Origin of the sequence: Alloalcanivorax gelatiniphagus, assembly GCF_005938655.1 — a bacterium.
Lineage (GTDB): Bacteria > Pseudomonadota > Gammaproteobacteria > Pseudomonadales > Alcanivoracaceae > Alloalcanivorax > Alloalcanivorax gelatiniphagus.
Genome location: NZ_VCQT01000045.1, coordinates 52,872 through 64,279, shown reverse-complemented (window position 1 = coordinate 64,279; position 11,408 = coordinate 52,872). Strand labels below are relative to the sequence as shown.

The following is an 11,408-nucleotide window of genomic DNA, read 5'->3' as shown; positions in this document are numbered from 1 at the left end:
CCGATACAACCATGCCCGAGGCACAGATGTCCGAAGCACAAAGGTCCGACATGGAGCGCTCGGAAGCGCCGATCCCCGATGACATCCCGAGTCTGCTGATTCCGATGAAAGGCCGCCCCTGGCTGATTCCCAACATCGTGGTGGCGGAGGTGATCACCCTGCGCCAGCCGGACCGCCCCGGCCATGGCCCGGAATGGCTGCTCGGCTGGATCAACTGGCGGGAGCAGGATCTGCCGCTGATTTCCTTCGAGAAACTCAACGACTCCGGCCCGGTGACCATCGGGCCCGAGGCGCGCATCGCGGTGATCAACACAGTCACCGGCCAGTCCCGCTTCTACGCGGTGGTGGTGCAGGGCATTCCCCGTCTGCTGCGGGTCAACAAGGGCGACCCGGTGGAGGAGCCCGGCGACACCGGCCCGGCGGAAGCGCTGTACGTGCAGGTGGGCGGCGATCTGGCGGTGATCCCCGACCTGGACGCCGTGGAACGGGCGGTGGCCGGCCTCAACTCATGATCGACTGGGCGCGCCTGGAGCAACTGGCCGCTGAGTGTTCCCAACCCGGCCGGCCCTATAAAAACCGCTACCCCACGCCCCACCATGGCCTGCGCGACTTCCTGCGCTGGCAGCGGGAAACCCGGGGCCGCTTTCCGCCCCGCCAGCCGTTCCCGCTGCGCCGCCCGGACCTGGCGTTGCTGGCCACCCCCGCCGAGCGGCCGCGCTTTACCTGGATCGGCCACGCCACCTATCTGGTGCAGTACCGGGGCTGGAACCTGCTCACCGACCCGGTGTTCTCCGAGCGCTGCTCGCCGCTGTCCTTCGTCGGCCCGAAACGCACCGTGGCGCCGGCGCTGAGCATCGACGAACTGCCCGAGATCCACGCGGTGCTGGTGTCGCACAACCACTATGACCACCTGGACCGCGACTCGGTGCGGGCCCTGAATCAACGGTTCGGCGACCGGCTGTGCTGGTTCGCCCCCAGCGGCGTGGGCGCCTGGTTGCGCCGGCGCGGCATCGCCCGGGTGGAGGAGCTGGGCTGGTGGCAGCACCGGCGCCACCAGGACTTCGACGCCTTCTGCGTGCCCACCCAGCATTTCAGCGGGCGGGGCGCCCGCGACCGCAATCGGACCCTGTGGTGTGGCTGGCGGCTGGACTGGGACGATTTCAGTCTGCTGTTCGCCGGCGATACCGGTTACGCGCCGGTGTTCCAGGAAATCCGCCAGGTGCTCGGCCCGGTGGATGTGGCCCTGCTGCCGATTGGCGCCTACCAGCCGCGCTGGTTCATGGCCCCGGTGCACATCAACCCGGACGAGGCGGTGCGCATCCACAAGGACCTGGAAGCAAGCCACTCCCTGGCCATGCATTGGGGCACCTTCGTGCTCACCGATGAGCCCCTGGATGAGCCGCCGCGCGCCCTGGATGCCGCCCGCCGGGAGCACCATGTGCCCGCCCGGGCTTTTCAGGTACCCGGTCACGGCGATACCCTCTCGCTCCTGGACGGAGGGTTCGAGGAGGTAACGCCCTGATGAGTGCCCATACCCGCGGGCAACGGTTGCGCTGGTTGGTGCGTCTGGTCGCCTGGCTGCCGCTGCCGATCGCGTCCGCGCTGGGCGCCCTGCTGGGAGACCTGATCACCCGGGTGCCGCTGCGCTATGCCAGTGCCTACCGCACCGTGCTGATCAATCTGCTCGCCACCCAGCCACGGCTGAGCCTGGAAGAAGCGCGCCATATCGGTCGCCAGAGCCTGCGCGAACTGGGCCGCTCGTTCTGCGAGTTCGCCCATGTCTGGCAGCGGCCGGTGGAGCAGACTCTGGCCCGCATCACCGACATTCAGGGCGAGCAGGCCTATCTGGAGGCCTGCGCCGAGGCCCGGCCGGTGTTGCTGCTGTCGCTGCATCAGGGCAGCTGGGAAACCATCAACCTGTACCTGGGGCGCCAGGGCAACACCACGGTGATGTACCAGCCGCACCCGGCCACCCTGGTGGACGCCCTGGTCAAGAAGGCCCGCGAGCGCACCGGCTGCCGGCTGGTGCCCACCAACAGCCAGGGGGTCAAGGAAGGGCTGGCCACGCTGCGCGGCAACGGCGCCCTGGCTTTGCTGGCCGACCACAACCCCGGCAACCGCAGCAACCCGTTCGTGCCGTTTTTTGGCCACCAGGTGCCGACCCCGGCGCTGGTGGACAAGCTGGTGCGCCGCTACCGGCCACGTATCTTCATCGTTTCCTGCTACCGGGGCGAAGGCGGGGTAAATGACGTGCGCATCCATTTCGAGCCGGCACCGGAGCTGGAAAACGCCGAGGACGAAACCTGCGTGCTGACCACCCTGAACCGCTCCCTGGAAACCTGCATCCGCCGCAACCTGCCCCAGTACCAATGGACCTACAAACGCTTTAAATGGAGCCCGGGGGGTCGCCGCCTCTGGTACCGGCAATCCCTGCGCCTGCTGCGCCGCGCCGCCCACGGCGAAAGCCGTCAGGCCCTGGGCCTGGCCCCCCCGGAAAACGGACCCCAACCCTGATCCCGCTCAGCTTCACTTAAGCCTGGCCGGCGATACTTGCAGGATTCACTGACAAGGGGAGCCGGGCCACATGAACACACCGAACACCTGGAGCACCACGGCCAAGACGCTGCACTGGCTGATCGCGTTCCTATTGCTGGCGCTATGGGCCAGCGTGGAACTGCACGAGCTGGTGCCCAGGGGTAACCCCTGGCGGGATTACTGGATCATCGCCCACTTCAGCCTGGGCATCTCGGCCCTGGCGGTGATGGTGTTCCGCCTGATCTGGCGGCTCAGCCACCGGCCGCCGGTGCCCCTGGGCGGGCGCCTGCAACAACGGCTGGCGGCGGCGGTGCACGGCCTGCTGTATCTGCTGGTGCTGGCCATGCCGGTGACCGGCCTGCTGATGCGCCAGCTCGACGGCAAGACCACGCCGCTGCCGGGCACGCTGTCGATCCCGGTGTTGCTGCCGGCCAACCCGGCCCTGGCCGAGCGCCTGGAAGACCTGCATAAGGAGTGGCTCTGGAACACCCTGCTGGCGTTGATCGCCCTGCATGTGGCCGGCGCCCTGTGGCATCACTGGATCGACCGGGACAATACGCTCAAGCGCATGCTGCCCGGCCGCCGCGCCGGTTGAACCGGCGCCTTACGGCGCCGTCGCTTCCGCCTCCACGAACACCCGCTGGATGCGCGGGTCCTGGGCCTTGAGGGTACGATCCAGCTCGGCGATCACGCCCTCCAGCCGCTGGGTGCCCAGCGAGGGCGAGAAGGTCACGCTGATGTTCACCAGGATATAGTCCGGCCCCATGTGCATGGTCAGCACTTCATTCACCGCCTCGATGCTGGGCATGGACAGGGCCGCCCGACGGATGCCGGCCACCACTTTCGGGTTGGCCGCCTCGCCGATCAGCAGACCCTTGGTCTCGTAGGCCAGCCAGCAGGCGGTGCCGGCCAGGATCAGGCCGATGATGATGGACGCCAGGCCGTCGAACCACAGCAGCCCGGTGACCTGGCTCAGCAGCACGCCGAGCAGCGCCACCAGCAGGCCCAGCATCGCCGCGGAATCCTCGAACAGCACCACGAAGGTGGTCGGGTCCTTGCCCCGGCTGATCGCCTCCAGGTAACCCCGCCCGCCCTTGGTACGGCGGAACTCCTTCAGGGCGATGGTCCAGGCGGTGCCTTCGAACACCATGGCCAGCCCCAGCACGATGTAGTTGATCAGCGGATTGCTGATCGGCTCCGGGTGGAACAGATGCACCACCCCTTCGTACAGGGAAATACCGGCCCCCAGGGCGAAGATCAGCACCGCCACCGCGAACGCCCAAAAATACACTTCCTTGCCATGGCCGAACGGAAAGCGCTCATTGGCCGGCGTCTTGGCCCGCTTCATGCCGTGCAGCAGCAACACGCCGTTGCCGGTGTCCACCAGCGAGTGGATGCCTTCGGACAGCATGGCGGAACTGCCGGTGATCACCGCCGCCACGAACTTGGTGACGGCGATCAGCAGATTGCCGGCCATCGCCGCGATCACCACTTTTTTTGAACCGGACATGGGTCCCTCCCCAGCGTTATTGTTCGCGCAGCATGCCGTGGAAGCCGGCGTCTTGCCAGCACGGCGCCGGCGCCGCAGAATCCCGGCTTCGCACTCAAGCCGCCATCCAGGAGACCAATCCATGCCCATCGAGAAAGACAAGGTGGTGACCCTGCACTACACCCTGTTCGACGCCGACACCGATCTGGAGCTGGAACACAGCCCCGCGGAGCAGCCGCTCGCCTATTTGCACGGCCACGGCAATATCATGCGCGGCCTGGAGCAAGCCCTGGCCGGCAAGGACGAGGGTGACGCGGTCACCGTGACCCTGGCGCCGGAAGACGCCTACGGCCGCCGCGACGAAACACTGCGCCAGCGGTTGTCCGCCAAGTACCTGAAACACGCCGGCAAGCTGAAGCCGGGCAAGGTGGTGGAAGTGCGCACCGAACAGGGCCCGCGCCGCGTCACCGTGCTCAAGGTGGGCCTGAAGACCGTGGACGTGGACGCCAACCACCCCCTGGCCGGGCTGACCCTGCGCTTCGAAATGCGGGTGATGACGGTGCGCGACGCCAGCGACGAGGAAAAGGCCCACGGCCACGTGCACGGCCCCGGCGGCCATCAACACTGAGCCCCATCATGAACCGTGCACGGACCCGCCGCCGCTAAGGTGGTAAAGTACGGTCCCGCATTAGGGAGGAAGCACGTGCCGGAATACAGCTATTGGATCATCTTCGGTCTGATCCTGGTGATCGCCGAGTTCGCCCTGTCCGGATTGGTGACCATTTTCCTGGGCCTGGCGGCGCTGCTGGTGGGCGCTCTGGTATTCCTGGGCGTGCTCGAAAACCCGGTCTGGGAAATCACCCTGTTCGCCGGCCTCAGCCTGTTGCTGCTGGTATTTGCCCGGCGCTACCTGCGTGACCGCCTGTTCGGCCGCGAAACCCAAGGCGTCAACAGCGACGACAGCGCCGGCCTGGTGGGCGCCCGCGCCACCGTGGAAGGCACCTTCGACAAGGGCATCGGCACGGTGCGCTACCGGGGTGCCCGCTGGCAGGCGCAATCCAGCCAGCCCCTGAGCGACGGCCAGATGGTCCGCATCATCCGCCACGACGGCCTGTGGCTGACCGTGGCGCCCTGGTCCGACCCCCGCGCCGACGCCGCCCGCGTCACCGAAGACACCCCGCAATAACCAACAAGGAACCAACTCATGATGGGACTCATTATTCCGGTGCTGCTTGCCCTGGGCGTGATCATTCTGCTGTTCATGACCGTGCGCATCGTGCCGCAGCGGCAGATCTTCGTGGTCGAACGGCTGGGCAAATACCGCACCTCCCTGGAAGCCGGCCTGCACGTGCTGGTGCCGTTCATCGACCGGGTCGCCTACCGGCACTCGCTCAAGGAAATCGTCCGTGACGTGCCGCGCCAGAGCTGTATCACCAAGGACAACATCGAGGTCTCCGTGGACGGTGTCATGTACCTGCAGGTGATCGACGCCAAGGCGGCCAGCTACGGTGTCGACGACTACGTGATGGCGGCCCAGCAACTGGCCCAGACCACCCTGCGTTCGGTGATCGGCAAGATCGACCTGGACAAAACCTTCGAGGAACGCGGCGAGATCAACATGGAAGTGGTCCAGGCGGTGGACGAGGCGGCCCAACCCTGGGGCGTCAAGGTACTCCGCTACGAGGTGGCCGACATCAACCTGCCGGCCTCCATCAAGGACGCCATGGAGAAGCAGGTCCGCGCCGAGCGGGAACGGCGCGCCGTGGTGGCGGAATCCGAGGGCGACCGCCAGGCCGCCATCAACCGCTCCGAGGGTGACCGCCAGGCGGCGATTAACCGCTCCGAAGGTGAGAAGCAGGAGATGATCAACATCTCCGAAGGGGAAAAGCTCAAGCAGATCAACGAAGCCGAAGGCCGCGCCCGCCAGATCGAACTGCTGGCCCAGGCCACCGCCACCGGCCTCAGCGAAGTGGCCCGCGCCATCCAGCAGGACGGCGGCGACGAAGCAGTGAGCCTGCGCATCGCCGAACAATACGTGGCCGCCTTCGAAAAACTGGCCAAGGAATCCACCACCCTGTTGCTGCCCTCCAACCTCAGCGACGTGGGCGGCACCGTGGCCGGCCTGCAGAAAGTGCTCAAGAAGATCGACGCGACTCAGCCCTGAGCGGGGTTTTGAAAGCAGCCCTGAGCGCGGGCTGGGAATCAGCCCTGAGCGGAGTTTTGACATTGATGCGCCGTGAGGACTTTTGGTCCGGAACACGATAACCAAACCAACAAGGAGATCTTTCGATGTCTCCCGAGCAACGACTCCAGGCCCTACTTGATGGTGATGGCGAGAACGAAATCGTCGAATTCAAGGAAGCCCGGAGGGCGTTTGATTTTGGGAAACTCGGGAGATATTTCTCCGCTCTAAGCAACGAAGCCAGTCTGAAAGGCAACGATTCCGCCTGGCTGGTTTTTGGCGTGCGGGATGACCATAAGGTGGTGGGCACTCACTTCAGAGACAACCACAGGGCACTGCAATCGCTGAAAAAGGAGGTTGCCGACAAAACCACCAACCGCCACACCTTTACCGATATCCATGATGTTGAACACCCCGCGGGGCGGGTATTGCTCATGGAGATTCCCGCCGCACCGCAGGGCATCCCGGTCAGTTGGGAAGGTCATTACTTTGGCCGCGATGGTGCTTCATTGGGGCCGCTTTCCCTGGATGAAATTGAACGCATTCGGAATCAGAACAGAGTGTGTGACTGGAGCGCCGGGATCTGTGAAGGGGCCACATTGGATGACCTGGACCCGGAAGCAATTTCATTGGCGCGCCGGGAGTTCACTACCAAAAATCCCCGCTTGGCCAACCAAATTAACGAATGGGACGACCGCACGTTTCTTAACAAAGCCAAGATAACCATCCAGGGGCAGGTAACGCGAACGGCCATTTTGCTGCTGGGCAAACAGGAAGCCTCCCATTTTCTCAACCCCGCCACACCGATCCTCACATGGATTCTGAAAGACAGGGACGGTATAGAGAAGGATTATGAGCACTTCTCCTGTCCTTTGCTGGTCAATGCCAACCAGGCCTACAGGAAGATTCGTAATCTGAAGTATCGATATATCGCCGAAGGAAGTTTGTTTCCCGAGGAGGTGGATCAATACGACCCTTTCGTGATTCGAGAGCCGCTCAATAACGCCATTGCCCACCAGGACTATCAGCTTGGTGGCAAGATCACGGTTATTGAATTTGAAGACAACCGCCTGTGCTTCAGCAACCCCGGCAGCTTTATACCGGGAACCGTGGAGAAGGTCATACATTCCGACGCGCCCGAAAGCCGGTATCGGAACCCCTTTCTCGCGGAAGCCATGGTCAACCTGAATATGATCGATACCATCGGCAGTGGTATTCGAAAGATGTTCGTGACCCAAAAGAACCGCTTCTTTCCTCTTCCCGAGTACCAGCTTGACGAAGGCAGAGTGCAAGTAACCATCACCGGTCGTGTGCTGGACCTGGATTACGCTCGAAAGCTGGCGGAACTGCCCGCCCTCTCACTGAACGACATTATCCTTCTGGACCGCGTGCAGAAACGTAAGCCTCTGAGTGCGGAGCAAATCAGGCACCTTAAGCAACAGGGCCTCATCGAAGGCAGAAGACCCAATCTTCATATTTCCGCGACAGTTGCCAGGAAGAGTGGCGATAAAGCCGACTATATTCGCAACCGTGGCTTCGACGACAAACACTACCGTCAGCTGATCTGCGAATATATCGGGCAGTTCGGTCAAGCCAAACGAGCGGATATTGATCGGCTCCTGCTAGACAAACTGCCGGATGTCCTAGACGAACAGCAGAAGGCAAACAAGATCCGAAACCTGTTGCAGAGTCTTAAATATCAAGGACTTATAGAAGTTGAAGGCAAGACTTGGCGAATGTCTAAACCGTAGTTTTCAGCAAAATCTAAACATTTTCCCAATGTAAGCAAGCACTCACATACAGACTCTGGTCGCCGTGAAAATCACTTTCCGCCAGACTCATCAAACGCCGCGTTCTTTACCATGACCCCCCGCGACCCCGAAGAGGAAGTAGCCATGCCCCGCCATTTCGAATCCGCCCCCGGCCTGTGCGACAAGCCGGACCGCGAAACCCAGTCCTACCTGTTCAACCAGACCATGCTGCGCATCAAGGACCCGGCCACCAGCCTGGATTTCTATACCCGGGTGCTGGGTATGCGTCTGATCCGCAAGCTGGACTTTCCGGAAGCAAAGTTCACCCTCTATTTCCTCACCTATCTGAACGACACCGAGGCCACCGAGGTGCCCGAGGACGACGCCAAGCGTCTCACCTACACCTTCAGCCGCGAGGCGATGCTGGAGCTGACCCATAACTGGGGCACCGAGGAGGATGGGGATTTCCGCTATCACAATGGCAACGATGAACCCCAGGGCTTCGGCCATATCGGCATCACGGTGCCGGATGTTTACGCCGCCGCGGAACGGTTCGAAAAACTGCGGGTGGAGTTCGTTAAGAAGCCGGACGACGGCCGCATGAAGGGCCTGGCCTTTATCAAGGACCCGGACGGCTACTGGATCGAAATTCTGCAGGCCGACATGATGGAAAAGCAGGGCAGCGCCGGCTGAGCACCGGCGCCGCCCGACACGGCTAACCGCGATGGATCAGTGGATCAGCGACGTCACCGCCGATACCGGCTGTTCTTCCAACTCCGGCGTAAAGGTGGGCGCCTGACGGGGCTTGGCCAGCTCTTGATAGGCGTAGGCCAGTTTGATCAGAGTGCCCTCGTCGAACTCCCGGGCCAGCATTTCCATGCCCACCGGCAGTGCCGGGTCGGTGTCCGCCATGCCCGCCGGCATGGACAGCGCCGGGAAGCCTGAGAACGGGCTGAGCCGGTTGTTGCTGCCGGCGCTGGGGGAGCCGCCCACGTCCGGGGCCAGGCTCAGCACCGAGGGGTAGAGCAGCACGTCGTAGGGTTCCCCGGCGGACCGGCCACTGGCGTCGATGTTTTCCAGGGCGGCCAGAAAACGCTGGCGCACATAGTCCGGACGCTCGTTGATGTTTTTCAGGTAGTCCGCGTTGTTTTCCAGATCCGTGCCGGCGCTGTCATAGAACGCGAAGGTGCCGGCATTGCGTTCCTCATAGCCACCGCTCTGATAGACCTCGTCAAAGGAGCGCGGGTGCCCGTCGGTGGTGGACGGCCAGGACGCCAGATACTCGGTCAGGTTGGTTTTGAACTCATAGCGGGACACGCTGCGATAGTCGCTGAGAACGGTGCTCAGATCCGGGATGGTCACGTCCTCCACGGTGGCGCCGGCGGCGCGCATCCGATCCAGGGCTACTTCGATCACGCGCTGCACCTCGGCGTTCTCGCCCTGGCCGTCACCGAACAGATCCCGAACCACACCGATGCGCGCGCCCTTCAGGGCGGCACTGTCCAGGTACTTGGTGTAGCTGGACGGCGCCAGGGTGGCGAGCTGGTATTCGAACGGGCTGGCCATCAGGTCCGCGTCGTGATCGAAGCGGAAACGCTGGCCGGAAGAAGTCCCCGGGTCGTAGCCGACCATGGCGCCCAGGGTCAGGGCGCAGTCTTCCACGGTGCGGCACATGGGGCCGCCGGTATCCTGCCAGTGGGCCAGGGGCACGATGCCGTCCTGGCTGATCAGCCGCAGACTCGGGCGGATGCCCACCAGGCCGTGCAGGCTGGACGGCACGCGGATCGAGCCGCCGGTGTCGGAGCCGGTGCCGACCATGGCGAAGCTGGCGGCGATGGAGGAACCGGTGCCCGAGGAAGAACCACCCGGGCCCTTGCTGGGATCGTAGGCGTTGCGCACCTGGCCACCCACGGAGCTGCTGCCCCGGAAGCCGAAGGCGTATTCGTCCAGATTGGCCTTGCCGATAATGATGGCGCCGGCATCGCGCAGCCGGGCCACGCTGAAGGCATCATCCGGCGGCTGGCTGGTTTCCAGCGCCAGGCCACCGGCGGTGGTGGGCATGTCGAAGGTATCGAAGTTGTCCTTGAGCAGCACCGTGACGCAGTGCAGCGGGCCCTGGAAGCCGTCCATCGCGTAGCGTTCGTCCAGATCCCGGGCCTGATCCAGGGCGTAGGGGTTCACCGCGATCACGCTCTGCAGACTGGGGCCCTGGCGGTCGTAGGCCTGGATCCGGTCCAGATAACCCTGAACCAGTTCCTCACAGGTCAGTTCACCGGCCCCCAGCGCCGCGCGGGCCTGGGCAATGGTGCCTTCCACATAGTGAAAGGACTCGGCCTCGGCCGCCGGGTCGCCGCCGTGATGATCGCTGTCGGAGCCCCCACAGCCCGCCAGCATCCCCCCCAGCAAAGCCGGGACAAGCCAAACTTTGGTATTCAACATTGGAATTTCTCCAGCATGGAAATACGCGACCAGATGCGCGCGCTGGAGAAGGGATCAAAAAGCGTGCCACGGCGGCAAAGCCCTGGCGGGACAAGGGGTTAAACAAAAGCGCCAAAAAAATAACCTACCCACGGGTAGGTGCCGCGTCCCCCAATTGGCGCGCACCGCTCCCGGCGCGCACCAGCACTAGGCACTCAGGCCAGGGCCCGTACCGCCCACAGGGACGCCAACAAGGCCACAGGCGCGGTTTCCGCCCGCAGTACCCGTTCACCCAGTGCAAATGGCAGGAATCCGGCGTCCCGGGCGGCCTCCAGTTCCGGGTCGGAAAAGCCCCCTTCAGGGCCGGTCAACAGGGTCACCGCCTCGGCGTCGCGCAGTGCGCTTGCCGCCAGCGGCGCCTCGCCGGGGTGGGCGATCAGCGCCAGCCCCCGGGCCTCGGCCAGAAACGTCTCCAGCGGCAGCGGGCCATCCACCGGCGGCGGCCGGTTCAGCCCGCACTGCTCGCAGGCGCTGATCACCACCTGCCGCCAGTGCTCCGCCTTTTTCGCCGCCCGCTCGCCCTTGAGCCGCACCTCGGTGCGCTCGGTGTCCAGCACCCGGATCGCCGCCACCCCCAGTTCGGTGGCTTTCTGCAGGGCGTAGTCCATGCGGTCGCCCTTGATCAGCGGCAGCCCAAGGGTCACCGGCAAGGGGCCGGCCCGGTCGATGTCGGTGAATTCCAGGGGGCGGGCGACCACCGCCTTCTTGCCCACCTCCTCCAGCACCGCCGACCATTCGCCGCCCTCGCCGTTGAACAGGGTCACCGCCTCGCCCGGGGCCATGCGCAGCACCTTGCCGATGTGATGGCTGGGACCGGCGCCCAGGGCCACGGCCTGCTGGGCGGTGAACGGCTGATCATCGAAAAAACGGCGGCTCATGGATTCCCCCCGGGGGCTGATAGGATCTGTGGGCAAAGCGGACGCGGCCGGCGCTAAAGGCTACCATAACCGCCCCCCAATCTTGCCGGGATAAG

General features: G+C 64.2%; 12 protein-coding genes. 9 read left to right on the top strand and 3 right to left on the bottom strand.

Annotated elements, in window-relative coordinates; translation table 11 throughout:
• The first annotated feature begins 11 nt into the window (after positions 1–11).
• From FGS76_RS16015 to FGS76_RS16000, 4 genes are all read left to right on the top strand, one after another.
• Positions 12–512: a chemotaxis protein CheW gene (locus tag FGS76_RS16015; protein ID WP_240692574.1), complete on the top strand. Its 501-nt coding sequence runs from the start codon at positions 12–14 to the stop codon at positions 510–512.
• Entirely contained in the window at positions 509–1,522 is a 1,014-nt protein-coding gene (locus FGS76_RS16010) for an MBL fold metallo-hydrolase (RefSeq protein WP_138773655.1), read from the top strand. Before FGS76_RS16015 ends, FGS76_RS16010 begins: the two co-directional genes overlap by 4 nt.
• Positions 1,522–2,514, top strand: coding sequence for a lysophospholipid acyltransferase family protein (locus tag FGS76_RS16005; RefSeq protein ID WP_138773654.1), 993 nt, complete (start codon positions 1,522–1,524; stop codon positions 2,512–2,514). The genes FGS76_RS16010 and FGS76_RS16005 overlap by 1 nt, the downstream gene beginning before the upstream one ends.
• A gap of 70 nt (positions 2,515–2,584) precedes the next feature.
• Entirely contained in the window at positions 2,585–3,130 is a 546-nt protein-coding gene (locus tag FGS76_RS16000) for a cytochrome b (protein ID WP_138773653.1), read from the top strand.
• Between the two features lie 9 nt (positions 3,131–3,139).
• On the opposite strand, the gene FGS76_RS15995 is transcribed toward FGS76_RS16000, so the two are convergent.
• A complete protein-coding gene (locus FGS76_RS15995) occupies positions 3,140–4,045 on the bottom strand; it encodes a cation diffusion facilitator family transporter (protein WP_138773652.1) in 906 nt (301 codons plus the stop codon).
• 121 nt (positions 4,046–4,166) lie between these two features.
• Here FGS76_RS15995 and FGS76_RS15990 point away from each other — a divergent pair, with 121 nt between their 5' ends.
• The 5 genes from FGS76_RS15990 to gloA all read left to right on the top strand — a co-directional run bounded on the left by FGS76_RS15990 (position 4,167) and on the right by gloA (position 8,650).
• Positions 4,167–4,652, top strand: a complete 486-nt coding sequence (locus FGS76_RS15990) for an FKBP-type peptidyl-prolyl cis-trans isomerase (protein ID WP_138773651.1) — start codon at positions 4,167–4,169, stop codon at positions 4,650–4,652.
• A gap of 75 nt (positions 4,653–4,727) precedes the next feature.
• A complete protein-coding gene (locus FGS76_RS15985) occupies positions 4,728–5,210 on the top strand; it encodes an NfeD family protein (protein ID WP_138773650.1) in 483 nt (160 codons plus the stop codon).
• 18 nt (positions 5,211–5,228) lie between these two features.
• Positions 5,229–6,188 (top strand): SPFH domain-containing protein, encoded by a 960-nt coding sequence (locus tag FGS76_RS15980; protein WP_138773649.1) that lies wholly within the window; start codon positions 5,229–5,231, stop codon positions 6,186–6,188.
• A gap of 125 nt (positions 6,189–6,313) precedes the next feature.
• Complete coding sequence (locus FGS76_RS15975) at positions 6,314–7,957, top strand: RNA-binding domain-containing protein (protein WP_138773648.1); 1,644 nt, start codon at positions 6,314–6,316, stop codon at positions 7,955–7,957.
• A 144-nt stretch (positions 7,958–8,101) separates the two neighbouring features.
• Positions 8,102–8,650, top strand: coding sequence for a lactoylglutathione lyase (gene gloA / locus FGS76_RS15970; RefSeq protein WP_138773647.1), 549 nt, complete (start codon positions 8,102–8,104; stop codon positions 8,648–8,650).
• A 36-nt stretch (positions 8,651–8,686) separates the two neighbouring features.
• Here the strand turns inward: gloA and FGS76_RS15965 are convergent, their stop codons facing one another.
• Together FGS76_RS15965 and FGS76_RS15960 are read right to left on the bottom strand one after the other, a co-directional pair.
• Positions 8,687–10,396, bottom strand: a complete 1,710-nt coding sequence (locus FGS76_RS15965) for an amidase (protein ID WP_138773646.1) — start codon at positions 10,394–10,396, stop codon at positions 8,687–8,689.
• A 194-nt stretch (positions 10,397–10,590) separates the two neighbouring features.
• Positions 10,591–11,313: a 16S rRNA (uracil(1498)-N(3))-methyltransferase gene (locus tag FGS76_RS15960; RefSeq protein ID WP_138773645.1), complete on the bottom strand. Its 723-nt coding sequence runs from the start codon at positions 11,311–11,313 to the stop codon at positions 10,591–10,593.
• Positions 11,314–11,408 lie beyond the last annotated feature (95 nt).

Bases quoted from the DNA above. Each gene is read 5' to 3' on its own strand.
- FGS76_RS16015 (WP_240692574.1), top strand. From the start codon at position 12: ATGCCCGAGGCACAGATGTCCGAAGCACAAAGGTCCGACATGGAGCGC.
- FGS76_RS16010 (WP_138773655.1), top strand. From the start codon at position 509: ATGATCGACTGGGCGCGCCTGGAGCAACTGGCCGCTGAGTGTTCCCAA.
- FGS76_RS16005 (WP_138773654.1), top strand. From the start codon at position 1,522: ATGAGTGCCCATACCCGCGGGCAACGGTTGCGCTGGTTGGTGCGTCTG.
- FGS76_RS16000 (WP_138773653.1), top strand. From the start codon at position 2,585: ATGAACACACCGAACACCTGGAGCACCACGGCCAAGACGCTGCACTGG.
- FGS76_RS15995 (WP_138773652.1), bottom strand. From the start codon at position 4,045: ATGTCCGGTTCAAAAAAAGTGGTGATCGCGGCGATGGCCGGCAATCTG.
- FGS76_RS15990 (WP_138773651.1), top strand. From the start codon at position 4,167: ATGCCCATCGAGAAAGACAAGGTGGTGACCCTGCACTACACCCTGTTC.
- FGS76_RS15980 (WP_138773649.1), top strand. From the start codon at position 5,229: ATGATGGGACTCATTATTCCGGTGCTGCTTGCCCTGGGCGTGATCATT.
- FGS76_RS15975 (WP_138773648.1), top strand. From the start codon at position 6,314: ATGTCTCCCGAGCAACGACTCCAGGCCCTACTTGATGGTGATGGCGAG.
- gloA (WP_138773647.1), top strand. From the start codon at position 8,102: ATGCCCCGCCATTTCGAATCCGCCCCCGGCCTGTGCGACAAGCCGGAC.
- FGS76_RS15965 (WP_138773646.1), bottom strand. From the start codon at position 10,396: ATGTTGAATACCAAAGTTTGGCTTGTCCCGGCTTTGCTGGGGGGGATG.
- FGS76_RS15960 (WP_138773645.1), bottom strand. From the start codon at position 11,313: ATGAGCCGCCGTTTTTTCGATGATCAGCCGTTCACCGCCCAGCAGGCC.